Below are 26,728 nucleotides of genomic sequence, written 5' to 3' on the forward strand. Positions count from 1 at the left end.
AAGGGCAATAGCTTTAGCCGTTGCCTTATGCTATTTTTTACTACTCCGAGGAATAAACGGGCTTGATAAGGAGCGAAGCTCCGCCATTGAAAGCAAGGCATTACGAACAAAAGATCTTGGGAGATCCGGATTCTCTAGACATACTCTGTTTAGCCTTGTTTCAAAAGCAGTCAAATTTCGACTGTCTACGTCAATGGTTTCGCGTTGATTATTCATAAAGTCAATTATGAGGGAGATTAAAACTAATAAACCCCATCTTTGGGATGGGGTTTATTGGTAGTAAAACACTTACTCCTTTAGTGAATTCACTAAATATTAGACATCACCTTTGATCCGCCTGGCGCATTGGTGCCATATCCCATGATCTTTGCAGCATCACCGCCTTTGGCAAGCTTAACTGCACAGTACTTAAATTCTGGAATCTTGCCAAATGGATCTAGGGCGGAGTTAGTAATCAAGTTAGCCGCAGCCTCGTAATAAGCAAACGGAATAAAGATCACACCTCTTGGAGTGCCATCATCCCTACGCACATGAATACCCACCTCGCCACGACGAGATTGAACGGTAATCACATCACCAGCACTAACGCCTAACTGGGTCATGTCTTCACCATGCATGGATACGGTGGCCATTGGTTCAATAGCATCCAAGACCGTTGCACGACGAGTCATACTGCCGGTATGCCAATGCTCTAATTGACGTCCAGTGATCAATACAAATGGATACTCTGTATCTGGGCGCTCATTTGCCGGAATGATGTCAGCAGGAACGAGCTTCACCTTGCCATCTGGAGTAGCAAAGCTATCATCAAATACGATCGGGCGACCGGGATCCTCAAGGGAAAGACATGGATAGGTCACGCTGGATTCTTTTTCCAGGCGCTCCCAAGTAATGCCATTAATTGCTGCATGCATGGCTTGACGCATTTCGTCATAAACGGCTGCAACACCATCATCAGAGCCTTGGTAATTCCAATTCAGGCCCATGCGCTTAGCAATTTCCTGAATAATCCAGAGGTCTGGCTTTGCATCGCCCGGAGGATTAATTGCCTTCTTGCCCATCTGTACCATACGGTCGGTGTTGCTAGCCGTACCCACCTTCTCAGGCCAAGCACTTGCTGGTAGCACAACGTCTGCAAGCAGAGCCGTTTCAGTCATAAAGATATCTTGAACTACCAAATGCTCTAAAGAAGCGAGCGCATGACGTGCATGATTTAAATCAGGGTCACTCATCGCAGGATTTTCACCCTCAACGTACATGCCACGAATCTTATCGGGATCACTATCAGGCGCAGTAATCTTGTGCATGATTTCTACCACGGTATAACCAGGCTTCTTATCCAGCGGCGTATCCCAGAACTTTTCAAACCAAGCATGCGCTTCTGGATTATCAACACGCTGGTAGTTCGGGAACATCATCGGAATCAATCCCGCATCACTGGCACCCTGCACATTGTTCTGACCACGCAGTGGATGTAATCCAGAGCCAGGCTTACCAATTTGCCCAGTAATACTGACTAAAGCAATTAAGCAACGCGCATTATCTGTACCGTGTACGTGTTGGCTAACACCCATGCCCCACAAAATCATTGCAGACTTCGTAGTTGCAAACTCACGCGCTACTTCACGCAAAGTCTCTGCCGAAATGCCGCAGATTGGCGCCATTGCTTCAGGACTATAGCCCTTGATATTTTCTTTTAAGGCTTCAAAGTTATTCGAGCGATTCTGAATAAAGTCTTTATCAACCAAGCCTTCTTCAATTACCGTGAAGATCATGGCATTGAGCATGGCCACATCAGTATCTGGTTTGAACTGCATTGTGCGCCAAGCGTGTTTACTAATCTCCGTTTTACGGGGATCACACAGAACAATTTTTGCGCCACGTTTAGCAGCGTTCTTGAACCAGGTGGCAGCAACAGGATGATTGGCAGTTGGATTGGATCCAATCAAGAAAATCATGCTCGAGTGCTCAACGTCGTTCACTTGATTACTTACCGCACCAGATCCAACACCCTCTAATAGTGCAGCAACAGATGATGCATGGCAGAGACGAGTACAGTGGTCTACGTTATTACTACCGAAACCTGTGCGGACTAATTTCTGGAATAAATAAGCCTCTTCGTTGCTGCCTTTTGCAGAACCGAATCCAGCAAGGACTTTATTGCCATACTGGTCTTTGAGCGCCTTCAATTTGCCACCAGCAAAATCGAGCGCCTCTTCCCATGTTGCCTCGCGGAAGATGTCAGACCAATCTTGCTTACCTTCTAGCAAAGAATCATCTTTGGGAACGCCAGTCTTACGAATCAACGGTTTAGTCAAGCGCTGTGGATTATGGATGTAGTCCATACCAAAGCGGCCTTTAACGCAAAGACGATTATGGTTAGCTGGACCATCGCGACCCTCAACGCTAACAATCTTTTCATCTTTAACGTTGTAGGTAATTTGGCAACCTACACCGCAGAATGGGCAAACAGAATCCACTTTGCGATCAACAGTCTGTGAGCCAATCAATCCTTTAGGCATTAATGCGCCGGTTGGGCAGGCTTGCACACACTCGCCACAAGCAACGCAAGTACTCTGGCCCATTGGGTCATTCAAATCAAATACGATTTCGCTATGTGCACCACGCATGGCGTAGCCGATCACATCATTGACCTGTTCTTCACGACACGCACGTACACAACGATTACATTGAATGCAAGCATCGAGGTTGACTGCCATTGCTGGATGAGAAATATCATTGGCAACTTTTTCACGACGCAAAGCTTTGAGCTCTGGACGTACAGTGACATCCATGCGGGCAGCCCAAGTGCTGAGCTCGCCATGTTGATTCTTCTGCTCTTCTTCCTTGCTGTCTCCAACCCACTTGAAACCTTCATCCGGCATATCAGAGAGCAACATCTCCAAAACCAGCTTTTGACTCTTGATTGCACGCTCACTATTGGCTTTGACTTCCATTCCTGGAGTAGCACTTCTACAGCAACTCGGCGCCAAGGTGCGTTCGCCATTAATTTCTACTACGCAAGCTCGGCAATTACCGTCGGGACGATAACCATCTTTAAAACACAGATGTGGAATATCAATACCATGTCGCTTGGCAGCCTTAAGAATAGTTTCACCTTCGTAGGAAACAATTGTTTTGCCGTCTAACTTGAACTCAACGGTTTGCAGTTCGAGTTCTTTTGGATTGGTTGGTGCGTTCATATTTGTCTCGTTCTTCCCTGTTATGCAACTTCTTGTGGGAAATATTTATGAATACAACGGATAGGATTTGGCGCTGCCTGACCTAGACCACAGATCGAAGCATCCACCATCACAGTAGCTAAATCTTCCAGCGTTTCTTGGTCCCAAGACTTCGCTTGCATCAACTTAGCGGCTTTACCTGTGCCAACACGGCACGGCGTACATTGGCCGCAGCTTTCATGCTCAAAGAAGTGCATCACATTGAGTGCCATATCACGTGCTTTGTCTTTATTACTGAATACCATCACTGCAGCAGAACCAATAAAGCATCCGTAAGGTTGCAAGGTATCAAAATCGAGCGGAATGTCGTTCATGGTGGCTGGCAAGATACCGCCAGATGCACCGCCAGGGAGATAGCCATAGAACTGATGACCATCTTGCATGCCACCACAGTATTCATCAATCAATTCTTGAATAGTGATACCGGCTGGAGCCAACTTCACGCCAGGATTCTTCACGCGCCCACTCACGCTGTAGCTTCGTAAACCTTTGCGGTCATGGCGACCATAAGAGCTAAACCACTCTGGCCCGCGCTGAACAATATCGCGCACCCAATACAGGGTTTCAAAGTTATGTTCTAAGGTTGGCCGACCAAATAAACCAACCTGGGCAATATAAGGTGGGCGCATCCGCGGTTCGCCGCGCTTACCTTCAATACTCTCAATCATTGCCGATTCTTCACCGCAAATATAAGCTCCCGCACCACGACGTAATTCGATATTCGGTAACGTAAATGGTGGATTGGCTTTAAGCTTTGCCAACTCTGCTTCTAGTAACTCACGGCAACCGTGGTATTCGTCACGCAAATAGATATAGCAAGCATCAATGCCAACTACGCTGGCAGCAATCAGGAGACCTTCTAAGAAGCGATGTGGATCGCGCTCTAAATAGGTACGATCTTTAAATGTGCCAGGCTCGCCTTCGTCAATGTTTACTGCCATCAACTTTGGAGCAACTTGATCTTTTACGATGCGCCATTTACGACCTGCTGGAAAACCAGCTCCACCTAAACCACGGAGGCCCGAGCTTTCCATTGCTTTGATGATGCTCTCGGCATCTTGCTTGCCCTCAAAGATTTCTTTCGCTAAAGCGTAGCCACCTTGTTTGCGATAAGACTCGTAGCCCACATAGTTTGGTGATACCGCTTGCATTTCTCCCTGAGGGGAAACGCCCTGCTCTGCTAAAGCCACAGGATCAAAGACGGCATCATCCTTAGCCATAGGCTGAGTGGTTAAATTATTTTTAACCGCAGCCGACACCTTATCTAATGTAGCAAACAGGACTGGATACTGATGCACTACGGCCACAGGAGCCTGCTCACAACGGCCTACACATGGGGCTGCTGCGACTTTGATATTAGTGTTGCCAAGGATAGCTGGCAATTTAGCCAAGAGATTTTGCGCGCCCGCTAACTCACAAGCAATACCGTCGCATACACGAATCAGAATATCAGCAACCGGATCATTGCCACGCACCACCTCAAAGTGATGATAGAAAGTAGCAACCTCATACACCTCAGCCATCGGAATATTCATCTCTTTAGCTAGCGCCACCAAATGACGATCGTGCAATGCGCGATATTCGTCATTTAACAGATGCAGGTACTCAATTAATAAATCACGGCGGTGAGGAGCCTCACCAATTAGTAAACGTACCTCTGCCAAGGAGATGTCATCGGCCTGACGACCTTTTAACTTACTCTTGCGACGAATGGTCTCTCTTAAGTCATCCGCTGTAGCAAGGGCAACCGCCTTTATTTCTCCGGAGGGCTTTGGATGATTCATGGTCTTATATCTCTAATTTTTGGCGCAATTGAATGCTTGTAATGTAATTTTCAAATCACTACGGTGATCGGTAAGTCAAACACCTCTAATTTTTTACAAAAAACTAGAAGATTGATAAGCAACTAAAAAGTGATTTTGGGCTAATTCTAGACCTAAGTCCTTGACGGCGCTCAAGTGATTACGGCTCGGGTTAACCCTAAAGCAATGAGGGTGATGGCTGATCGCCTGGCGGAAGTGAGTAATCTAGCTTGCGTTCATAAATACGAGCCTTGACGCAATCGTTGTAGCCTTTAGTGCCAGCTTGCCAGCCCACATTCTTGCAATCGTCTTCGGCTGCCGATTGAATCGAGCCGCATGCGGTCAAACTAATCACTGCAAACAGGGAAAATACAAAAATTGGGTGTAATTTTGATGAATTCATAACTCAAGTCTACTAGATTCCACACTCGGAAATGCCTAGTTTCCGTCTTTTTGATGATTTTTAGTCTTGACCTTACTTAAGGGAAAGCGTGAGCTTGTCTATTTAGCCAGAAATCAGCAACAATCAAGACTAGAAAAATACCAATAACCCTCAGGAGACCCTTATGAAATTACTTACCCGCAGCCTAGCTGCCCTCGCCTTATGCTTTGGTATCGCCACTTGCCAAGCCCAAAGTCAAGATGGCTTTATTGAATTAATTGATGGAGTCAATCTCAGTAACTGGAACTTCGTAGGCAACGCAAATTGGATTATTTCCGATGGGCAGGTTATGAGCGATAAAGGAACTGGGTTTTTGGTCAGCACGAAATCTTATAAAAACTTCATTATTCGCGCTGAATTCTGGGTCGAGCCCACTACCAATAGCGGCATTTTTATTCGCTGCCAGGATCCAAGCCAGATCATCGCCACTAAGAATGCTTATGAAGTCAATATTTGGGATACGCGCCCAGGTCAAGAATATGCCACAGGTGCGATCGTTGATATTGCCAAGGTTAACCCTGTACCGCATGCGGGTGGTCATTGGAACGTAATGGAAATCGTTGCCAATGGATCGCATTTTAAGGTCACACTCAATGGCGTGGTTACTGTAGCGGATGGGCAAGATGAGCGCTTCTCACAAGGCAGAATTGCACTTCAATCTGCTGGTGGGATTGTCAAATTCAGGAAGTTGCAAATTAAGCCCATTTAAATTTAGCTTCGCAATTAACAAAATAGCCACCCCGAGGTGGCTATTTTGATGTTCTGTTAAACAAACCCAATTAGGTTGGTGGAAAACCGACTTTTTGTGGCCACATATTATTGAAGACATGCACAACCGGTGCCTCGTAGACGCCCGCTTTAGTAAATGGCTCATCTTTTAACCAAGCATCTACAGCTGCGCGACTGGGAAAATCAATTGCCAATAAGCTACCCACGGTTGTCTGACCATCTTCAGAGGTCAATGGTCCTGCAAATGCCATACGATCGGCCAACTGGGCAAGATAGGCCCGATGCTCTGGGCGCACTTGTACACGTAAGTCAGCAGTACCTGGACGATCCATCAATAAAATTACATAAATCATTTCTATACCTTTTTGTAAATAAATTTACTTCGAAAACTCAAGATCTGCACCTTCAGGAGAGAGGATCACCGGCCCATTGGACTAGCCCCCTAAATGCACCCAAACATCATTCTGATTTCTAAGTTTAGACTGTCCATTGTTTCCATCAATACCGCCTGAAATTAAAAAGTAACGTCCAGAAAACCGGGCAGGATCATCCAAATTGTAGACCTGGCCACTTGCTATTAAGTGTGATACTTCAATTTGATCCAAATTTAAAAGACGGGCTACAAGCAAAAAAGGCAACTCGGCCTTACTTCAAAAACACCATTGTGAGAGTTGCTCTTGCACCCCAGCCTGATGGACCGCCAGGGGTGTTACTAAGGTAATAGATTGGACCTGCACTGAACGAAACGGGAACACCATCAAATACCTCGAGCTTACCTACTGTGAGATTCAAAGGATTTGTTGTTCTGCGAGCGTCATAGTTGTAATTGGCCTGCATATTTGCGCCAAATGACCAAGCCTCCCTATTGGTATAAACCAAAAAGGGTTGGCCGAATAGGTTATTTTGAGTTCCAAAGCTTGGATTGCCGCCCACATTCCAAGACTGAAACCCAAGCAAGCCATAAGTAAATCCACCATCACGATTAAGCACAACCGCCGTGACCCCGGCACCTGTTTGCTGTGTGCCATATAGACCACTATTGCCAGAAGGAGAAGAAGCATAAGGTCCAACACCCCAAATCCAAGATGAGCCGGTATTAGGGGCATAGAAGGATTCAATCGTCACACCAGAAACGCCATAGCCTGAATTGCCATCTACATTGACTAAACGAGTGCTCGCAATGATGGGGCGCACAAGAAATATATCGCCACCGCTAAGGCTAAAAGGTGCAACTGGCTGAAGCAGCAGCGTTTGATCCGAACCCGCTTGGTTCTTGCCCATGCCACGACTGAACTCCCACTGAGTGGGCATTGAAATCATATTGGCCAAAGGGTTGGCTAATTGTTTCGCAATTTCAGCCTTACTCTCAGCACTATTCGGATCCAAAGTCAGCTTGCCATTTGAAGTAGGCATGGGGGCCAAACTATTAGCTTTAGGAGTTTCAGCACTTTGAGCCTGTACAGAGACCTGTTGAGCCAATGCGCCTTTCATTGCGATAGCAAAGAACAAGGTGATAAAAAGCTTGGGGAACGTTTTCTTCATACAAATCGGCCTGCATTAATTGAGAGGTGAATACCTTAGACGAAAAAAAGATCAGGATGCTGGCGGAAAACCTGCCTTTTGCTCCCACATATTATTAAAAACATGAATGATTGGCTTTTCATAAACACCAGCCTTAGTGTAAGGCTCATCCTTTAACCAAGCATCAACATCTGCCCTACTTGGAAAATCAATCGCAATCAAACTGCCGAGCGTAGTTTTGCCATCTTCTGAAGTGAGGGGCCCAGCAAAAGCCATGCGATCAGAAATTTGAGCCAAATAAGCGCGATGCTCTGGGCGAATTTGAATCCGTAAATCTGCTGTACCAGGTTTGTCCATCAACAAAATTGCATAGATCATTTTTTCTCCATTTTTTGATTGATTTTGTTTTTTGTTAATACCGAGATATTACGGGAAGTCATAAAGAAAAAACCACCCGCAGGTGGTTTTCTTAAGGCAAGGTGGAGGGATGCGAGGTTCAGCAGCCTTTTTGCACTCAGTCTTTAGCCTATCAAAACAGCTTATTAATCGTGATCCCAAGGCTTTGGGTGGTGGCCGTACCGGTACTACTACCAATTAAGGAGCCGCTATAACTATAAGGCGTTCCGGGATTATTAAAGGTTGAATAGTAATTAGATGTTTTATTTTGGGTCATCGCATATTTATAACTAAAGTCTAAGAACCAAGTTTGATCAAGGAAATAAGTGCCACCAAGAATCGCTGCACCACCATAAACCCATTGAGATTGCGAAAAGGTTTGAGGGGCCCCTGACACATTAGTCTGTGGAACACCGCGGATATCAGCAAATCCAACCAAGTTATTGATCTTTGTGTTGGATTGCGAAATCGTAGGACCAACACCAAAGTAAATGGTGCTTCTCTCAAAAGACTGTCCAAAGTAAGGAATAAAGGAAATTTGATTTTGGATAGTTTTTTGATAAGAGCTAGCTACAGCATTGCCCGTAAATGTGGTTCCATTTGGGTATGTACCAAACTGAGGAATAAGAATTGGGCCAGTGGTAGAGCTAGAGCCCCCCATGTAGCTATATGAAAATTTTGCACCCCACAAATAGCTTGAATCTTTAAACTTCTGAAAATAGCCGGCTTGAATAACCGGGGCAATTGCGTTGGTATTGCTCATAGCAATACCAACAGGAGGCCCTCCAGCAGTTCCAACAGATCCAGGAGGAGTCGCCACTGAAATGCCTGTTGCCTGGAGTTGCTGGCCATTAAATTGCGTGGAGTTTGCATCAAAACCCAGGCCAATATAAGCCCCCGATTCCGGAACTAGAGAAGTTAAAACTGGTTGCGCATTTGCTAAAGCGGAATAGCTAGCAATTGCAAGCAAGCAAGATGCTATAGGTAATGCTTTAAATGGAATCATTTGAGCCCCGTGATAGAAATCTAGGGCGGTAGTCTTAGCGAAATACAAAGACAGCTCAAAGTTATGCGGGCCATTCTACATCCTTATGATCGCTAGAGCGCACAGTTATTGAACTAAAAGAATCTAAATCATTAACGACAGAGTATGTGAGCGAAAGAAAAAACCACCCGAAGGTGGCTTTCTTGATACTTGGCGGAAGAGGCGGGATTCGAACCCGCGGTAGGCTATTAACCTACGCACGCTTTCCAGGCGTGTGACTTAAACCGCTCATCCACCCTTCCGTGAAGACCATGATTATACGGTTAACGGAGAGTGGCAGCGTAAATGCTTACAACGCCTCTTTCAATTGATCCAAAATCGCTGGATTTTCAAGAGTGGAAGTGTCTTGTGTAACCTCCTCGCCTTTAGCGATGACGCGCAAGAGGCGACGCATAATCTTTCCAGAGCGGGTTTTGGGTAGGTTATCCCCAAAACGCACATCCTTAGGCTTGGCAATCGGTCCAATCTCTTTACCAACCCAGTTACGCAACTCAGTAGCAATTTTCTTGGCTTCATCACCAGTGGGGCGACCGCCCTTCAGGACCACAAAGACGCAAATCGCTTCACCCGTCATGTCATCTGGGCGCCCTACTACCGCCGCCTCAGCAACCAAAGGATTGGCAACCAAGCAAGATTCAATTTCCATGGTTCCCATGCGGTGACCAGAAACGTTTAAGACATCATCGATTCGGCCTGTGATGGTGAAGTAACCAGTATCTTTATTCCGAATTGCGCCATCCCCTGCAAGATATAGGTTGCCGCCCAATTCTTCCGGGAAATACGATTTGACGAAACGATCCGGATCATTCCAAATCGTACGAATCATGGAAGGCCATGGTCGCTTCACAACCAAAATACCGCCATTACCATTTGGCACATCATGCCCTGCCTCATCGACGATCGCCGCCATAATGCCAGGCAATGGCAATGTGCATGAACCAGGAATCATCGGCGTTGCACCAGGCAATGGAGAAATCATATGGCCACCTGTTTCCGTTTGCCAGAAGGTATCTGCAATGGGGCAGCGAGAGCCTCCCACATTTTCGTAATACCACATCCAGGCCTCAGGGTTGATTGGCTCACCTACTGAACCCAAGAGTCGCAAGGAAGATAAATCATAGCTTTTCGGATGAACAGACTCATCATTACTAGACGCTTTGATCAAAGAACGAATCGCCGTTGGCGCTGTATAGAAGATCGTTGCTTTGTGTTTTTGGATCATGTCCCAGAAACGACCTGCGTTTGGATAGGTTGGCACACCCTCAAAAACAATCTCAGTAGCGCCAACAGCCAAGGGGCCATAAGTAATATAAGAGTGGCCAGTTACCCAACCGATATCCGCTGTACACCAGAACACATCCTCTGGCTTGATATCAAAGGTCCACTTCATTGTCAAAATAGCCCACAGCAGATAACCGCCGGTGGAGTGCTGCACGCCCTTTGGCTTACCTGTTGAGCCAGAGGTGTAAAGAATAAATAAAGGATGCTCAGCGCTCACCCACTCAGGTTCACAAGTAGTTGCTTCATTAGCAACAATTTCTTGCATCCATACATCGCGACCGGCCGTCATGGAAACCTCAGTGCCAGTGCGCTTGCTGACGATGACATGCTTGACATTGCCGCACTCACCGGTTGAGAGGGCTTCATCACAGATAGCCTTCAAGGGCAATGATTTACCGCCGCGGAACTGTCCATCTGCAGTAATCACTGCTACTGCCCCAACATCGATAATGCGATCGCGCAATGCTTGAGCTGAGAAGCCACCAAACACTACCGAATGAATGGCACCGATCCGCGCACATGCCTGCATGGCAACAATTCCTTCAATTGTCATCGCCATATAAATAATGACGCGGTCGCCAGACTGGATACCCATCTTGCGAAGCGCGTTTGCCATTTTGCAAACGCGATCATGCATCTCTTGATAGCTTACTTTGGTAACGGCACCATCATCCGCCTCGAAAATAATTGCGGTTTTAGATCCAAGGCCTTTTTCAATATTGCGATCTAAACAGTTATAAGAGGCATTAGTGGTGCCGTCTTCAAACCATTTATAGAAAGGCGCCTTGGATTCATCTAAGACCTGCGTAAATGGCTTTTTCCAGTAGATATTTTCACGTGCAAGACGCCCCCAAAACCCATCAAAATCTCTTTCAGCTTCGGCGCAAAGTTGCTTATAGGCTTCCATGCCGGGAATTGCGGCATTTTTTACAAAGTCTGCCGGTGGGTTAAAAACGCGATTTTCTTGCATTGATGGTTCCATGCTATACAGCCCTCTTTCTAATAATCAGTGGTCTATTTCTGCAAAATTGCAGCAGAATAGCGAGATTGCTCCCTCAAGAGTTATGAAGATAAGTGAAAACACTGGGGATTTGCTCTATGGCAAACCCTTAAAATAGGGGAAACCTTTACTAATAAAGTCCAAACCATGACAAATATCAAACAAAACGACCTCATTCAAAGTGTTGCAGATGCCTTCCAATTTATCTCTTACTACCATCCCAAGGACTTTATTTCTGCAATGGGTAAGGCTTATGAGCAGGAGCAAGGACCGGCTGCGAAGGATGCGATCGCCCAAATTCTGACAAATAGTCGAATGTGCGCAGAAGGCCACCGCCCACTTTGCCAGGACACCGGTATTGCAGTTGTCTTTTTAAAAATTGGCATGAATGTACAGTGGCCAGACGCAACCATGAGTGTGAGCGACATGGTGAATGAAGGTGTACGACGCGCCTATCTCAATCCCGATAATATGTTGCGCGCCTCAGTTCTGAGTGATCCCGCTGGTAAACGCAAAAATACGGGCGATAACACCCCAGCAGTCATTCATTATGAAATCGTTCCTGGTGATGATGTTGAAGTGATTTGCGCGGCCAAAGGTGGCGGCTCTGAAAACAAGGCCAAGATGACGATGCTCAACCCATCGGATTCGATCGTCGATTGGGTATTAAAAACGGTGCCTACGATGGGTGCTGGTTGGTGCCCCCCTGGAATTCTTGGTATAGGTATTGGCGGCACCCCGGAAAAAGCCATGCTCATGGCCAAAGAGTCTTTAATGGGTCCCGTAGATATTCAGGAACTCATTGCTCGTGGTCCACAAAACCGCATCGAAGAATTACGCCTGGAGATTTACGACAAGGTCAACAAACTCGGGATTGGCGCCCAAGGTTTAGGCGGTCTAACGACTGTTCTCGATATCAAAATCATGGACTACCCAACCCATGCAGCATCATTGCCAGTGGCGATGATTCCAAACTGCGCAGCCACGCGTCATGTCCACTTCCACTTACATGGTGATGGTCCTGCCAAATTAGAAATCCCTTCTCTCTCAGACTGGCCGGATGTGACTTGGACACCAGATACTAAAAAATCCAAACGCGTTAATTTGGATACCTTAACTGCCGAAGAAGTAGCGGGCTGGAAGGAAGGCGAAACCCTCTTGCTCAATGGCAAAATTTTGACTGGTCGTGATGCTGCGCATAAACGCATCCAAGATATGCTGGCAAAAGGTGAAGAACTACCGGTAAGCTTTAAAAACCGCGTGATCTACTACGTCGGTCCAGTTGACCCAGTTGGCAATGAGGTCGTAGGACCTGCAGGCCCGACCACCGCCACAAGAATGGACAAGTTCACTGAAATGATGCTTGCTAAAACCGGCTTAATCTCCATGATTGGCAAGGCCGAACGCGGTCCGGTGGCCATCGAAGCTATCAAGAAGCACAAATCAGCCTATTTAATGGCGGTAGGAGGCGCTGCTTACCTTGTATCCAAAGCCATCCAATCCGCAAAAGTAGTTGGTTTTGCTGATCTTGGCATGGAAGCGATCTATGAGTTTGATGTGAAAGATATGCCAGTGACGGTTGCTGTTAGCTCAACAGGTGTCTCAATGCACGATACAGGCCCAAAAGAATGGCAAGCAAAGATTGGCAATATTCCAGTCCACATTGCTTAAACGTTTAACGACCCTCTTACCGGCTTAATACTTGGCACTCATCGGAGTTTTTGATTCTGGCGTTGGAGGCTTATCCATTTTGGATGAAGCTCTGCGTCAGCTCCCTGAGCACGACTTTATTTATTTAGCCGACTCTGCTCATGCGCCTTACGGAGAGAGATCAGGTGCATGGATTGCCAGTCGCAGCCTTGCCTTATGCACCTATCTGGCTTCACAAGGATGCGATGCCATCGTGGTGGCCTGCAATACCGCCACAGCAGAAGCAATTGCGCAAATACGGATCGAACTGGACACCATCCCCATCGTGGGAGTAGAACCAGGGATCAAGCCGGCTGTCATGCAATCCCAAAATGGTGTTTTAGGGGTGTTGGCTACTGAAGCAACCCTTAATAGCGATAAGTTCAATGCCCTATTGCATGCAATCTCACCAAACTGCACTGTAATCAAGCAGGCTGGTGCTGGTCTAGTTCCTTTGATCGAGGCAGGCCAGGCCAATGCGGACGAGACCCTGGCCCTCTTGGCTAAGCACCTAGAGCCGATACAGAGAGCGGGAGCTGATACCCTGGTCTTGGGCTGTACCCACTACCCCTTCCTCAATAAGGCGATTCATCAAATTTTGGGTGAATCTATTACACTAATAGACACTAGTGAAGCCGTTGTTCGTCAACTAAAACGCCAACTCAACAATCCAGAAAAAAAAGATCAAATCGTAAAAGCAGGTTCGATTACTTTTTTAAGCAGCAAAGATGAAAAGACCTTACTAAAAATGGCTAAAGAATTGATGCGTAGTGATTTAAACGCACATGCCATTGATGCGAAATTATTGCGAGATCTTGAATGAGTAATCTCATTCATCGTCTTGACGCATCCCTGCCGTTTTCTAAAACTGAGCGGATCATTATTGCCATTGTGGTGTTGCTCCATGCACTGCCTGCCATCATTGAGCTACTGCATTGGAACCCATCTGCACCCAAACCCGATGATGAGCGTGTAATGGCTAACTTAGTTAGCCCAGATGCTGCCAAATCGGCTCAACAACAACAGCCGCCTGCAGCACCACCACCCAAACCAAAACAAGAAGAACAAAAAAAGCCTGAGCCCAAAAAGCAAGAACAGAAGAAGGTAGAGCAACAACCCACTGAAAAGAATCAGCAGCCCAGTCAAAAAGCTCCTGCACAACAGAGCCAACAATCAAGCAGTAGCACCCCCATGCCAAATGCTGCAGTCGCCCCAGCAAGTAGCGGTGGTTCAAGTGGCACACCTATTCAAACTGATATCGGTAAATTGATCGTGGTCTACCAACCAGATGCGGATGCGTACTACCCCTCTTTCTCAAAACGCTCAGGCGAACAAGGTGAAGTGGTGGTCAGACTCATCATTGATCAAGCCGGCAACGTAGAAGACGTTGCCTTATTGAGGTCGAGCAATTACCCCAGATTAGATCGTGCTGCCATGGAAATTGGGCAACGTTATCGCTTTAAACCTTTTGTAGTAAATGGCTCAGCAAACCGAATTTCAACCAACCTTTTAATTAAATTTAACTTAAAGAACAATTAATCATGAACACACCATTTGGTATAGCCAATTTATGGCTTGAAGGCGACTTTATTACTCGCTTTGTTGCCTTGGCATTATTAACTTGCTCCATCATTACTTGGGTGATTTTGCTCAGTCGCTTCTGGGATCTACGCAACCTACGCAAATTAAGCCCACAACTAGATCAATTCTGGCGCGCTACTTCATATGATCAGGGTCTCAACGTATTTAGCGATCATGCCGGCAATCCCTATTATCAAATCGCTAAATCAGCAGCCACAGCGTCCGCCCATCATCAGAGTCAAGCAACCAATCATCGAGAGCTATTGCAAACCCTAAACTATTCAGAGTGGATGGCGAGAAGCTTAAAGAATAGTATTGACGGGGTTGCAGCTAAATTACAAAAAGGGTTGACCTTCTTGGGGTCTACCGGAGCAACCGCTCCATTTATTGGCTTATTTGGAACCGTATGGGGTATCTACCATGCGCTGATCTCTATCAGCAGCTCAGGCAGCGCCCAGATTGATCAAGTTGCCGGTCCGATTGGTGAAGCACTCATCATGACTGCGTTAGGCTTAGCAGTAGCTATTCCTGCAGTACTCGGCTTTAACGCCCTAAACCGTGCCAATAAATTATTGGTTGCTGATCTTAATCGCTTTGGCAATGATTTATTAGCCTACTTTGTAACTGGTGCCCGCGTTCAGTCCGGAGAATAAATATGTCATTTCATATTCAAGACGATTCGACCCAAGACAGCATCATGGCTGAAATCAACATGACGCCGATGGTCGACGTCATGTTGGTTCTCCTAATCATTTTCATGATTACCCTGCCCGTCATTCAACAGGCTGTGAAGGTGGAGTTACCCAAAGCCAATAGTGTGCGCAATGAGGTCAAACCGGAGTCAGTACAGCTATCGATTGATGCCAAGGGGCAGATTTACTGGAATAGCACCGCGATTGATTTAGCCACCTTTGATAAAGATGCAGAAGAGGCTGCCAAAAAGGATCCGCAACCAGAAATCAATCTACGCGCTGATAAATCCGTCAAGTATGAATATGTTGCCAAAGTACTAGCAGCATCACGCAGAGCCGGATTAACCAAACTGGGGTTTGTAACTGAACCGGATTAATTGAGCTTGCTAGGTGAGCACTGTTCTTCGTAAGTCTTGGTGCCCTCACCTACCGTGGCACCCAATATTCCGCCTTTAATCGTCTCTATTTTTTTAAGCACTCCATTAGTGCGATTAAGGGTGATTTGAGTCGCTGCAGTTCCAGCGGAATAAAACACTCCTTCCACCGTTTCTGGATCAAATTTCGCATCAATTGCGATGAGAATCGAAGGCGAAGTAACTACTACACTTTTGACCTCTTGATGACCCCCAGCATCGGATTGATCTAAGTCGCGACCATCTACATACACTTTAGGCTTTAACTGCGTCTTGGACGCTGGCACAACGACTAGAACGTAATCTTCAGAATAGCCACGCTCAGTACGATGGCAATCAAACTGAAGCGGTTCAGCACCCTGAGCCAGCAAAGGCGGCAGAGCGAAAAATAAACAAAGAGGGAGGTATGAGCGTTTTATCAACATCTTGATGGTGAATAAAAACAATCGATTGGTGCCCGAGGCCGGAATCGAACCGGCACGACTTTTTTGAGTCGGCAGATTTTAAATCTGCTGTGTCTACCGATTTCACCACTCGGGCCCGCACAAACAGTAACTGCCGCGCTATTTAAATCAAGACAAGCAAAATTTTAGCACGCAAGCTGCATGATGGCCTTGAACAGCTCCAAAACCGCTAAACTAGCCTCCATGAAATTTCCAATACGCCTGCCCTTCATGAAGAAAGTCCTGCCGGCTATTCTTTGGATTTGTTTGGGTGGACTAGGTATTGCCATTGCTGGAGCTCTTTTTTACCTATATTCAGCCCAATCAAACGCATCAGGCAAGCGCACGATTAAAACCTTGGGAGACTCAGTTGTTATTAGCTTTGATGCCAGCGATGTGCCTCATATCAAAGCAAATTCTGCTACAGATGCTATTTTTGCCTTGGGCTATGTACATGCAACCGAACGCTCATGGCAAATGGAGATCAATCGACGCCTAGCAAGCGGCCGTCTCTCCGAAATTCTTGGTAAAGATACCGTTCCCATTGATCGCTTTATTCGCACCCTTGGCATCAAGCACGCAGCCGAAAAACAGTTTGATCGCTACCCTGTTAGAACAAAGCGCTTATTACAAGCATATGCAGATGGCGTCAATGCCGGTAATGCGCAATTGGGTTGGGCGCTTCCAGTGGAATATCTGCTGACGGGTTCAAAACCAGGGTATTGGTCCGCTAGCGATAGTGTTGCCTGGATGTTGATGATGGCCTTCGACTTAGGGGGCAATTGGCATAAAGAATTGCAACGCCTCGAGCTTTCGCAATTTCTAAGCACTAAACAAGTTTGGGAAGTAGTTGAGCCATACACCCAAGACGATCCCGTCAGCAATGTCGATTTTTCAAAAATGTATCGCGATCTGGGCGTCTTTAACCCCAATCCTGGTCCAACAGAAAGTAGCTTTAAAAAGAAGCTCCCCTCCACTGAGTTGGCCAACTTTGACGCCCCCGGTGGCAAGGACGGCCTTGGCTCAAACAATTGGGCGATTGCAGGAAAGCTAACTGAGAGCGGAAAACCCCTATTGGCCAACGACCCTCATCTAGGACTCTCTGTTCCAGCCGCATGGTATATGGCCCACTTGGAGGCACCTGGCCTCAATGTGATTGGGGCAAGCTTGCCTGGAGTTCCGGCAATCATTCTTGGTCATACAGATAAGCTGGCTTGGAGCTTTACCAATACAGGACCAGATGTTCAGGATTTATATATTGAGCAGCTTGATCCGAAACACCCAGGAATGTATCGCGGCCCAGATGGTCCCCTCCCATTTCAAGTTCGTCAAGAGACCATTGATATTAAAGGGGCTCCATCCTTACGTTTTTTGGTTAAAGAAACCCGTCATGGCCCAGTGATCTCAGATGCTTATGCACGAGCCCATCGAGCAATTGATACCGAACATTTTGCTCTAGCCTTACGCTGGACGGCAGTGGATGTTCAGAATCAATCGATTGTGGGTTTGCTTGAAATGAATCAAGCCAACGATACGGAATCTTTTAAGAAAGCTTTACGCAAAAACTATGCCCCCATGCAAAACGTAGTCATGGCTGATAGCGAAGGTAATATTCTTTATCAGGCTGCAGGTGTTGCGCCTAAACGAGTTTTACATCAAGGTCTTTATGGTGTGGCCCCTGCCCCAGGCTGGGACAAGCAATATGACTGGACTGCCTATATCCCCTTTGAGCAGCTACCATCAAGCACCAATCCCGAACAAGGGTGGCTGGCTACGGCCAACCAAAAGATCGTTGCTGATAACGACCCCAATCCACTGACTGGAGACTGGGAATCTCCCGCTCGTTATGATCGGATTGTGCAGCTGATTAAATCAAAATCAGTACATGATTTTGCATTCATGAAAAAGATGCAAGCCGACACCCTATCTCTAGGGGTGATGCCTTTGATGGATCTATTTAAAGCCAGTACGCCGACTCATCAACTCGGGCCTCAAGTAAGGGAGATCACTGCCAATTTTGATGGCAATATGAAGATGGATAGCCAGGCAGCCTTAATCTTTAATGCCTGGGAAGATCAACTAACTCAATTACTTTTCTCGCGCTTGGGTTATCTGTTTACAGAAAACTACGGGCCTCGTAATTTCACTATCCCTTTGACTAGATTAATTCAAAACCCAAATAGTCCCTGGTGCGACAACCCAAACACAGAAAAAATTGAGAGCTGCCTAGACGCCTCCAATCAAGCATATGACCTAGCACTTGCCCAATTAAGTGAGCAGTTTGGCGATAAGCCTAAAAATTGGGAGTGGGGCAAAGCCCATATTGCCTTATCAGAGCATCGGCCATTTAGCAAAATACCTTTTCTGGGAGCTTTCTTTAACCTTTCCCAACCCTTTCCCGGGGATGGTTTTACGATTAATGTTGGACGCCTTGAGCATTTAAAGGCAGAAAATCCCTATGAGACAAAACAAGCGCCAAGCCTGCGAACCATCTACGACTTATCCAATCTAGAAAACTCCGTTTTCATTTATCAATCTGGACAGTCCGGCTGGGTGCAAAGTAAGCTTTACCGAAATATGAGCCCACTTTGGGCCAATAATGAATACCTACCCTTACAAATGAAGCCTGAAACCATCAGCCGCAAATTGGAGCTTAACCCCAAGTGAGGTCCAAAAATGGCGTTTAGAATAGACACTAGAAGCCTTTGCTTTCGGATGCATTTAAGTGACACAACATTTATTTAGATTGATAAGAAGCCCCATGAAAAAATTTCTCACAATTTCCCTCATTACCAGTTCACTTTGCCTCATCCCTACAGCTAATAGTTTTGCTAAGTGGCAAGAACTTGGCGCTAATGATGCGATGACAGTCTATGTTGATATGGATACAGCAACCGCAGAAGGAAATAAGGCACAGGTCATGTCGATGTTGGATTTAAAAACACCAGGCAAGAATCCCGAAACTAAAGAGGCAGTTAATTCCTTAGTCGGCCTGAACCAATATGACTGCAGCAATGCCACATATCGCCCAATCGAATTTAAAGAATTTGCTGGCAATAAAGGCAAAGGCAAGGTTGTAAGTGATAACAAAATACCGGACAGTCCTTTTGAACCAGTCCCCAACGGTTCCTGGACGGCTGGAGTATTTAACGTTGTCTGCCCCAAGAAATAACAGCCCCCTTTCAATAGAAAAGCCAAGCTTACGGGCTTGGCTTTTGCTTTTCTCTGGCAGTTTCTTTTTAAATGGCTGTTTTGCACCGATTGCAGCCCTGGGGACCAGCGGAACTGCTGCCGTCAGTTCAGCCGGTACTGCCGTAGGCTCGGCTGCAGCCGCATATCCCGCTACAGCAGCTAGCCTGGCGACAACTGCTGCAACCGGAAAATCCCCCCTGGAGCATGCCACCTCAGCAGCCACTAAAAAGGATTGCAGTTTTTTTAACGTCCTAAGCTCTCAGCCAATTTGTCAGGACATCTTGATGCCTTCGATTACCGACAAGAGCGAGCTCTATTTGGGACCTGCAGATGCCCCTGATTACAAGATTGAGCCTAAGTAAAGGCAAGGTCCGCCCACGACAGTCTAAAATTGAACCTTATTAGTAAAACTGAGCTTTTATCCTATGACTATCGAAAATTACTACCTCACGCTAACCTGCCCTAACCGCCCTGGAATAGTGGCTGCGGTATCCACTTATATTTATCAAGCGGGCGGCGATATTGAAGAGGCTCAGCAATTTGACGATAAAGCGTCTAAACGCTTTTTTATGCGAGTTAGCTTTAGCTGCGGCGTGAGCGCACAAACCTTACGGGAGGGTTTTGTAGAAATCGCTAAACGCTTCGAGTTAACCTGGCAATTACGTGCCGTTAAGGATCTCAAGCGCGTTGTCATTATGGCCTCCAAACTGGATCACTGCTTGGTTGATCTACTTTATCGTTGGCGCATTAGTGAGTTGCCTATGATTATTTGTGGCATTGTGTCCAATCACCCACGCGAGGTATACGCGAGCATCGATTTTGCTGATATCCCCTTTTATCATTTGCCCGTAACTCCAGAAACCAAACCTGCTCAAGAAGCGAAGTTGCTCGAGATCATTGCTCAATCGAAAGCAGATATGGTGATTTTGGCTCGCTACATGCAGATTCTGTCTGATGATCTATCTACCAAGCTATCGGGACGCTGCATCAATGTCCATCACTCCTTCTTGCCTAGCTTTAAGGGCGCTAAACCATATCATCAGGCACATGCTCGCGGGATTAAGCTTATCGGTGCCACTGCTCATTTTGTTACGAGCGATCTAGATGAGGGTCCGATTATCGAACAAGATGTCACTCGCGTTACCCATGGTGATACACCGGATGATTTGGTGCGCAAAGGTCGTGATTTAGAGCGCACTGTTCTGTCGCGCGCCTTGCGTTATTACCTACATGATCGTGTATTGATTAATGGCGCTACTTCAGTCGTTTTCTCGGATTAAGGCCTCACCCCTGGAGTCTCCAGGGGCATCCCTCTAGCGCGCCACATTAAATAAAGTTCAAGCTGCGCCATTTCTTGCGAGCCATATTCAAATGGTTTTGCCCGTACGCCACTCATGCAGTTCCGCAATCGTCTCTCTAAAGAACCCAGACTCTGCCACTCCAAACGATAGATTGGATAAGCCGTTGGATGGGCCTGGGGAATCACGCTACCCCCCAGCCTTAATCCAGCCCTGTCTTCATGACACTGCGCGCACGATAAATTGAGCTGCCCCATGCGCTGATAAAACCAAAGCTTGCCAGCATCAAAATCGGCCTGATTTGATTTATTCAACTGAATGTGAATTGGCATACCCTTGGATTGGGTAGCAATAAAAGCACTCAAGGCAAGCAACTCTTTGCTCTCATACTCAAAGGGCGGTAAGTCTTGATGCGATATGCGGCATTGGTTGATTTGACCCTCTAATGTCTGCAATTTTCCATGCATCACTTTAGGAAATTGGGTGGCTACGCCCTGCATTGATTTTCCAGACTGACCATGACAAGCGGCGCACGCTTTATCGTGAGGCCCCACCTTCTCGCTCCAAATACTCCGACCATCTTCAACCGAGAACGTAGCTGGATTCAAGCTCGGATCATCCTGCATTGCCTGTATTTCCGCAGACATCATGCTGTAGCCAGATTGCCTATCAGGCCCAGGAATATCCTTAGCCGCCCAGCTTGCAAGCGGGCCACTACAAAGCAAAATCCAAGATAGAGAGGCTAATGTTTTTAGCTTCAATTAGCTCACTTGCAGATGCGTCTGATTAAGCGCTTCATAGCCATCATCGCCAGTCCATTTAAATTCAAGCGTACCAGTTTCAGTGGCAATGGTTGTAAAGGTAATTAATGGATTGGCACCCACTCCAGGGTAAAGATCAGCCTTAAATACTTCAACCCCGTTATAGGTACACGTAAAGTTACGGATGATATCCCTAGGAATTAATTTACCAGCCTCGTTGTATCTAAATCCCGTTTCCATGTCATGTTGAACAATCGCCCGAATTTCAATGATGGCACCTTTTTTTACCTCAGTAGGCATTGTTATGGAGGTACGCGAAGTTTTACTCATAAGTTCTCCGTACAAGCCGATAGAGTGACTCGTGTATCGGCATAAGCGCGCCAAAAACTACCATCACTCATCTGTGCAATTGCCCAGACCCGCTGACTATCTGACAAGCGAACGCGAGTTGAAACGGTGGCACGGCCTGAACGTGGTGATAAATAAGCACTAAAGATATTAGGCAAGGGATTCCCTTCTGCAATCACGTAGATTGACTTTACATAATCATCTTGCGTCATTGGGCTTTGTACGCTCACCTTCAGAGGAACCAGGTTGCCATTCTCTACCAGTGGGGGAATAGTCAGTTGTACTCGCCCTTCTTGCACTGAATTAGATCCTACAATTAAATCAATGGCTTTTTCCGCATCCTGTTTTTTGGCAAACACTAGACTTGGATTAAATAGCAAGCTCGAGGCTAGTAAGCTTACTTTTTGTAACCAGCCTCGTCGACTGATCTTCATGAGAGTAATCCTTTTATTTTCATTTGGTTTGATTGTTCAGGGTAACTAAAAAAGCAATGACATCTTCTATTTCTTGGGCACTCAAAATAGTCTGCCCAACAAATTTCGGTGCAACTTGAGTCAGTCCAGCGGTTTGGTAATACGCAGGCATGATCGTATTGGGGTTAAAGTGGGCAGGGTTCACCAAACGCGCCCGCAATTGACCTGCATTCATTGTGGCAACGCTTAAGCCTAAGTCAGGCGCTAGGTTTCCCTGAAAAGGCTCTTCTGGAAATGGGCCGTTATGGCATAAAAGACATAATCCCACATGCCTACTGGTCACAATGGCTCGCCCCCGCTCAACATCTGCAGGTGCGCTAGTGAGGGGATGGGAGATCGAATCTCCCACGATCTGGGTATTGACCTCTTGAGCTGCGACTACTTGAAAAAAATAAGGCGCGATTAGCAAACCAATTGCCAATACACGCCTCATTCTCATCACAACTATTTCGAGATACTGAATATATAGAGGTTAAACCAATTTGACACCACTTTTTTTCAATGGCACTGTACGGTAGCGCTTGCCAGTTGCTTTAGCAATTGCATTAAGAACAGCAGGCGCAGCCACGCAAATGGTTGGCTCTCCAACGCCGCCCCACTCTGGTCCTCCACCCTGAATCAAAATAGTCTCTACCTTAGGCATTTGTGACAAACGAATCGAATTAAAGGTATCGAAATTCTTTTGTACTACAGCGCCATTTTCAATAGTGATCTCTTCCTCAAAAAGAGCAGATAAACCATACACAAATGAACCTGCAATCTGTCTTTCCACTTGCGCTGGATTAACAACAAATCCAGGATCAGTTGCAGCAACCATACGATGAATTTTGACATCAGTACCATTCTTTACTGAAATTTCGCATGCGGCAGCAACATAACTACCATAGGCCTTTACTTGCGCTAATCCACGGAAAATACCAGGCGCTGCTGGTTTAGACCAGCCAATACCATCAGCGACAGCATTTAATACAGCCAATGCGCGCGGATTAGTGAGATATTTACGGCGGAAATCGAGTGGGTCAGCGCCAGCCGCTTCTGCCAACTCATCCATAAATGCCTCTAAGAACAAAGTATTCTGGTTGGCATTCACGCCACGCCAAAAACCCGGAGGAACCGACGTATTGCGCATGGCATGATCAACCATCAAATTAGGGAAGGTGTAATTGATGGCCGCTTCACCACTCGCATCTAAACCCTGAAATACAGCCGGATCTTTACCTTTATTTTGATCCACGATCCAAGGGCGTACAGCCGATAAAATCGACTGGCCGGATAGGCGCATATCAAGGCCAGTTAGATTTTTCTTATCGTCAAAGGATCCAGTCAATTTACACATCATCACAGGGTGATAATGATCATGAGTCATATCCTCTTCACGCGTCCAGATCAACTTGATATGAGTACTAGGGATTTGTTTGGCAATCAACACGGCTTGGGTAGCATAATCCTGAAACGCGCCACGACGCCCAAAACCACCACCTAAATTGACTTTATAAACATTGCAATTTTCTGCAGCCAAACCAGAGGCAGCAATCACTGCTGCAAAGGTTGCCTCACCGTCTTGAGTTGGCGCCCACACTTCGCAGAGCTCAGGAGTCCACTTGGCAGTAGCAGTTTGAGGCTCAAGAGTGGCATGAGATAAGAATGGAAAGAAGTAACTTGATTCAACCTTTTTATTGGAGCTAGCAATAGCTGCTTTTACATCTCCATAAGAGTTACCAACGAAAGTATCATTGGCGACCAAACCTTCTTGTAGGCTTTTCAGAATGCTGGCACTTGAGACGGCACCATTACCACCGTCATCCCACTCAATCTTGACTGCATCCATGGCTGTCTTGGCATGCCAAAAGGTATCAGCTACCACAGCAACAGCATCAGCCCCAACCGGAACAACCTTTTTAACGCCCTTCATACCTAATGCTGCAGTGGCATCGTAGCTTTTGACTTTGCCACCAAATACTGGGCATTGACGAATATTGGCCACTAGCATGCCAGGGAATTTCAAATCGATGGCGTAGATTTGGCGGCCCGTCACCTTATCAGCGACACCATCAATTCGATCTACTGGTTTACCAATTAATTTCCACTGCTTCGGATCCTTCAATGGCACCTCGGTTGGCACAGGCAACTGAGAGGCTGCAACAGACACCTTACCAAATGTGGTTTTGCGTCCAGTAGGAGTGTGCGTAATGACGCCCTTTAGTACTACACACTCAGAAACAGGCACACCCCAAGCATTTGCAGCTGCCTGAATGAGCATTATGCGTGCAGCAGCACCGCCTTTGCGCACATACTGCTCTGACGTACGAATACCACGACTACCACCTGTTGAGAAACTACCCCAAACTTGCTTGCGCTTGAGACTCTCTTCTGGGCTTGGATACTCATAACTGACTTTGCTCCAATCGCACTCCAGCTCCTCAGCAACCATTTGCGCTAAACCAGTAATCGTTCCCTGACCCATCTCAGAGCGCACGATGCGCACTACTACATCATCATTTGGCTTGACCACAACCCACACACCAATCTCTGGTGTTGAGAGGGGTGCCATAGAAGTTGTCCCAGTCCCCATCGCTGCATGGGCTTCAGACATGATGGAGAAATCAAATCCAATGGCAAGACCGGTTGCAATAGCAGTACTTCCAACAATAAAACTTCTACGTGAGGTATTTGTCATAGCGTTTTTTTCAATATTCTTGATTGATGTTGTCATGATTTTTCCTTAAGCCTTGGTGACAGCATGGATCGCTTGACGCACTTGCTGGAAAGTACCGCAACGACAGATATTCGTAATAGCCTCATCGATCTGAGCATCGGTTGGTTTTGGGTTGGTACGCAATAGAGCTGTTGTAGCCATCACAATGCCGGATTGGCAGTAGCCGCACTGCGGAACTTGGTTATCTACCCACGCCTTTTGAATCTTAGACAATTGACCATTTTTTTCCAAGCTCTCAATGGTTTCAATTTTCTTGCCCTCGGCGGCCGATACCGGCAAAGAGCAACTGCGCATGGCAACGCCTTCAAACAAGACTGTACAAGCACCACATTGACCGACGCCGCAACCATATTTGGTCCCGGTCAAGCCAACTTGCTCGCGAATAGCCCATAACAATGGGGTGTCCGGGTCGACATCTACCTTGTATTTTTTGCCATTGACATTTAATTCGGTCATGAGTGATCTCCTGAAGGTTTAATAATTTGAGTTTTATGGTCAAGGAACCGAAAAACCCTGTATTTCATGTGCTTATCTTAACTAAGAATTAGTTTATTGCGTTGCAACAAATTATGACCCGAAGTAAGATCCATACATGATCTTCGGACTTGTACAAATACTCTTCTTTCAAAGCCTGGGGGAGCTCGTTTCAAAGTCGGTTCTCCCCACCCTCCCAGGCCCAGTGATTGGCTTGATTCTTCTGTTGGGCTGGCTGGTCTTGCGTAAGGGCATTAACTCTGACTTAGCAATCGTCGCTGATGGGTTTAGCCAATATCTTGGCCTCTTATTTGTTCCGGCGGCAGTAGGTGTGGTGCTGTACCTGCCCCAGCTTCGAGAAAATGCCCTGGCCATCATATGCGCCCTAGTTGGTAGTGTCATATTGACGATTGGTTCCAGCGCAGTAGTGGTTCGTTTTCTCCATGCGAAATTGGATCGAGATGAGTAAAGAACACACCATCTTCGAGATCTGGGTTTATCTATCCGGTAGCCCACTCTTTGCACTCTTCCTAACCTTGACCGCCTACCAAATCGGCTTAACCATCTATCGTCACTTCAAACAAAATCCATTAGCCAACCCAGTAGCCATCGCTATCATTTTGGTTGCATGCACCATTCAATTAATTGATATGCCGTATTCAACCTATTTTGAAGGCGCGCAATTTATTCACTTTCTATTAGGCTCTGCCACAGTTTCTTTAGCCATTCCAATCTATCGAGGTTTGAGCAGTTTAAAAGGCAGGTCTTTGCCATTGCTCGCTGCTCTGGTCACTGGCGGACTGATGTCCATTTTTAGCGCAGTTAATATCGCCAAATTATTAGGTGCTGATAACAGCATTATTGGTGGTATGTACCCTAAATCAGTTACTGCGCCTATTGCCATGGGTATTGCAGAGCGGATTGGCGTATCACCTACTTTAACGGCAATCTTTGCAGTGGCTACCGGAATTCTCGGAGCCATCTTGGCACCCTTTGTGCTCAATGCCCTAGGCATGAAGGCCTGGTGGCAGCGTGGCTTTGCCATCGGCATTGGCGCACATGGTATTGGCACCTCCAGAGCATTTAGCATTCACCCTGAAGCTGGTACCTATGCCAGTCTGGCGATGGGCATGAATGGTATCTTGAGTGCGGTTGCAATTCCCATCCTATATCACCTATTTAATCAGTAA

27 protein-coding genes and 2 tRNA genes are annotated in these 26,728 nt (G+C 46.5%); 12 read left to right on the plus strand and 17 right to left on the minus strand.

All coding sequences use genetic code 11. From position 1 onward, the window contains the following. Positions 1–308: 308 nt before the first annotated feature. From fdhF to M2125_RS10435, 3 genes are all read right to left on the minus strand, one after another. On the minus strand, positions 309–3,203 hold the full coding sequence (fdhF, locus tag M2125_RS10425) for a formate dehydrogenase subunit alpha (RefSeq protein ID WP_280742947.1): 2,895 nt from the start codon (positions 3,201–3,203) through the stop codon (positions 309–311). Positions 3,204–3,223: 20 nt separating this feature from the next. Further along, positions 3,224–5,026, minus strand: coding sequence for an NAD(P)H-dependent oxidoreductase subunit E (locus M2125_RS10430; protein ID WP_280742948.1), 1,803 nt, complete (start codon positions 5,024–5,026; stop codon positions 3,224–3,226). A gap of 196 nt (positions 5,027–5,222) precedes the next feature. After that, on the minus strand, positions 5,223–5,447 hold the full coding sequence (locus M2125_RS10435; protein WP_076024170.1) for a hypothetical protein: 225 nt from the start codon (positions 5,445–5,447) through the stop codon (positions 5,223–5,225). Between the two features lie 163 nt (positions 5,448–5,610). On the opposite strand from M2125_RS10435, the gene M2125_RS10440 reads away from it, so the two are divergent. Continuing rightward, positions 5,611–6,195, plus strand: a complete 585-nt coding sequence (locus M2125_RS10440) for a 3-keto-disaccharide hydrolase (protein ID WP_277541398.1) — start codon at positions 5,611–5,613, stop codon at positions 6,193–6,195. 70 nt (positions 6,196–6,265) lie between these two features. Here the strand turns inward: M2125_RS10440 and M2125_RS10445 are convergent, their stop codons facing one another. The 6 genes from M2125_RS10445 to acs form a co-directional block, all read right to left on the minus strand. Continuing rightward, positions 6,266–6,568, minus strand: a complete 303-nt coding sequence (locus M2125_RS10445; protein ID WP_076024172.1) for a YciI family protein — start codon at positions 6,566–6,568, stop codon at positions 6,266–6,268. Between the two features lie 292 nt (positions 6,569–6,860). Continuing rightward, on the minus strand, positions 6,861–7,757 hold the full coding sequence (locus M2125_RS10450) for a hypothetical protein (protein ID WP_076024174.1): 897 nt from the start codon (positions 7,755–7,757) through the stop codon (positions 6,861–6,863). Between the two features lie 51 nt (positions 7,758–7,808). After that, positions 7,809–8,114 carry a YciI family protein gene (locus M2125_RS10455; RefSeq protein WP_076024175.1) on the minus strand — a complete coding sequence of 102 codons (306 nt, stop codon included), beginning with the start codon at positions 8,112–8,114 and terminating at the stop codon, positions 7,809–7,811. A 151-nt stretch (positions 8,115–8,265) separates the two neighbouring features. After that, the gene (locus M2125_RS10460; protein WP_076024176.1) at positions 8,266–9,138 is read right to left on the minus strand and encodes a hypothetical protein; all 873 of its coding nucleotides are present in this window, start codon (positions 9,136–9,138) and stop codon (positions 8,266–8,268) included. A gap of 190 nt (positions 9,139–9,328) precedes the next feature. Next, a tRNA-Ser gene (locus M2125_RS10465) sits at positions 9,329–9,419 on the minus strand. 47 nt (positions 9,420–9,466) lie between these two features. Further along, positions 9,467–11,428, minus strand: a complete 1,962-nt coding sequence (gene acs / locus M2125_RS10470; protein ID WP_280785866.1) for an acetate--CoA ligase — start codon at positions 11,426–11,428, stop codon at positions 9,467–9,469. A gap of 177 nt (positions 11,429–11,605) precedes the next feature. Here acs and M2125_RS10475 point away from each other — a divergent pair, with 177 nt between their 5' ends. The 5 genes from M2125_RS10475 to M2125_RS10495 are packed head-to-tail and all read left to right on the plus strand — an operon-like array spanning position 11,606 to position 15,797. Beyond that, the gene (locus M2125_RS10475; RefSeq protein WP_280741992.1) at positions 11,606–13,129 is read left to right on the plus strand and encodes a fumarate hydratase; all 1,524 of its coding nucleotides are present in this window, start codon (positions 11,606–11,608) and stop codon (positions 13,127–13,129) included. 31 nt (positions 13,130–13,160) lie between these two features. Then, positions 13,161–13,970: a glutamate racemase gene (gene murI, locus M2125_RS10480; protein ID WP_076024179.1), complete on the plus strand. Its 810-nt coding sequence runs from the start codon at positions 13,161–13,163 to the stop codon at positions 13,968–13,970. Further along, positions 13,967–14,686 (plus strand): energy transducer TonB, encoded by a 720-nt coding sequence (locus M2125_RS10485; RefSeq protein ID WP_280742949.1) that lies wholly within the window; start codon positions 13,967–13,969, stop codon positions 14,684–14,686. Before murI ends, M2125_RS10485 begins: the two co-directional genes overlap by 4 nt. Before the next feature lie 2 nt (positions 14,687–14,688). Further along, complete coding sequence (locus M2125_RS10490; protein ID WP_076024180.1) at positions 14,689–15,381, plus strand: MotA/TolQ/ExbB proton channel family protein; 693 nt, start codon at positions 14,689–14,691, stop codon at positions 15,379–15,381. A 2-nt stretch (positions 15,382–15,383) separates the two neighbouring features. Continuing rightward, positions 15,384–15,797 (plus strand): ExbD/TolR family protein, encoded by a 414-nt coding sequence (locus M2125_RS10495; protein WP_076024181.1) that lies wholly within the window; start codon positions 15,384–15,386, stop codon positions 15,795–15,797. Here the strand turns inward: M2125_RS10495 and M2125_RS10500 are convergent. After that, complete coding sequence (locus tag M2125_RS10500; RefSeq protein ID WP_277541402.1) at positions 15,794–16,258, minus strand: hypothetical protein; 465 nt, start codon at positions 16,256–16,258, stop codon at positions 15,794–15,796. The genes M2125_RS10495 and M2125_RS10500 overlap by 4 nt on opposite strands. A 26-nt stretch (positions 16,259–16,284) precedes the next feature. Then, positions 16,285–16,373: transfer RNA gene (locus tag M2125_RS10505), tRNA-Leu, on the minus strand. Positions 16,374–16,480: 107 nt separating this feature from the next. On the opposite strand from M2125_RS10505, the gene M2125_RS10510 reads away from it, so the two are divergent. The 4 genes from M2125_RS10510 to purU all read left to right on the plus strand — a co-directional run bounded on the left by M2125_RS10510 (position 16,481) and on the right by purU (position 20,748). Further along, complete coding sequence (locus M2125_RS10510) at positions 16,481–18,943, plus strand: penicillin acylase family protein (RefSeq protein WP_280742950.1); 2,463 nt, start codon at positions 16,481–16,483, stop codon at positions 18,941–18,943. 94 nt (positions 18,944–19,037) lie between these two features. Further along, positions 19,038–19,448: a surface-adhesin E family protein gene (locus tag M2125_RS10515; RefSeq protein WP_280741989.1), complete on the plus strand. Its 411-nt coding sequence runs from the start codon at positions 19,038–19,040 to the stop codon at positions 19,446–19,448. After that, positions 19,429–19,830 carry a hypothetical protein gene (locus M2125_RS10520; RefSeq protein WP_076024183.1) on the plus strand — a complete coding sequence of 134 codons (402 nt, stop codon included), beginning with the start codon at positions 19,429–19,431 and terminating at the stop codon, positions 19,828–19,830. The genes M2125_RS10515 and M2125_RS10520 overlap by 20 nt, the downstream gene beginning before the upstream one ends. Before the next feature lie 63 nt (positions 19,831–19,893). Continuing rightward, complete coding sequence (gene purU / locus M2125_RS10525) at positions 19,894–20,748, plus strand: formyltetrahydrofolate deformylase (protein ID WP_280742951.1); 855 nt, start codon at positions 19,894–19,896, stop codon at positions 20,746–20,748. Here purU and soxA read toward each other — a convergent pair. From soxA to M2125_RS10555, 6 genes are read right to left on the minus strand one after another with little or no spacing between them, the layout of a single operon-like run. Continuing rightward, positions 20,745–21,527 carry a sulfur oxidation c-type cytochrome SoxA gene (soxA, locus tag M2125_RS10530; protein WP_280742952.1) on the minus strand — a complete coding sequence of 261 codons (783 nt, stop codon included), beginning with the start codon at positions 21,525–21,527 and terminating at the stop codon, positions 20,745–20,747. The genes purU and soxA overlap by 4 nt on opposite strands. Further along, a complete protein-coding gene (gene soxZ / locus M2125_RS10535; protein ID WP_277541407.1) occupies positions 21,528–21,857 on the minus strand; it encodes a thiosulfate oxidation carrier complex protein SoxZ in 330 nt (109 codons plus the stop codon). Next, positions 21,854–22,309, minus strand: coding sequence for a SoxY-related AACIE arm protein (locus M2125_RS10540; RefSeq protein ID WP_280741987.1), 456 nt, complete (start codon positions 22,307–22,309; stop codon positions 21,854–21,856). Before M2125_RS10540 ends, soxZ begins: the two co-directional genes overlap by 4 nt. Positions 22,310–22,328: 19 nt before the next feature. After that, entirely contained in the window at positions 22,329–22,787 is a 459-nt protein-coding gene (gene soxX / locus M2125_RS10545; RefSeq protein ID WP_143742169.1) for a sulfur oxidation c-type cytochrome SoxX, read from the minus strand. Positions 22,788–22,820: 33 nt separating this feature from the next. Beyond that, complete coding sequence (locus tag M2125_RS10550) at positions 22,821–25,061, minus strand: xanthine dehydrogenase family protein molybdopterin-binding subunit (RefSeq protein WP_280742953.1); 2,241 nt, start codon at positions 25,059–25,061, stop codon at positions 22,821–22,823. A gap of 9 nt (positions 25,062–25,070) precedes the next feature. Then, positions 25,071–25,520, minus strand: a complete 450-nt coding sequence (locus tag M2125_RS10555) for a (2Fe-2S)-binding protein (RefSeq protein ID WP_076024189.1) — start codon at positions 25,518–25,520, stop codon at positions 25,071–25,073. Between the two features lie 136 nt (positions 25,521–25,656). Here M2125_RS10555 and M2125_RS10560 point away from each other — a divergent pair, with 136 nt between their 5' ends. Continuing rightward, positions 25,657–26,007, plus strand: coding sequence for a CidA/LrgA family protein (locus M2125_RS10560; RefSeq protein ID WP_076024190.1), 351 nt, complete (start codon positions 25,657–25,659; stop codon positions 26,005–26,007). After that, on the plus strand, positions 26,000–26,728 hold the full coding sequence (locus tag M2125_RS10565; protein ID WP_076024191.1) for an LrgB family protein: 729 nt from the start codon (positions 26,000–26,002) through the stop codon (positions 26,726–26,728). Before M2125_RS10560 ends, M2125_RS10565 begins: the two co-directional genes overlap by 8 nt.

Origin of the sequence: Polynucleobacter sphagniphilus (assembly GCF_029892205.1) — a bacterium.
Lineage (GTDB): Bacteria > Pseudomonadota > Gammaproteobacteria > Burkholderiales > Burkholderiaceae > Polynucleobacter > Polynucleobacter sphagniphilus.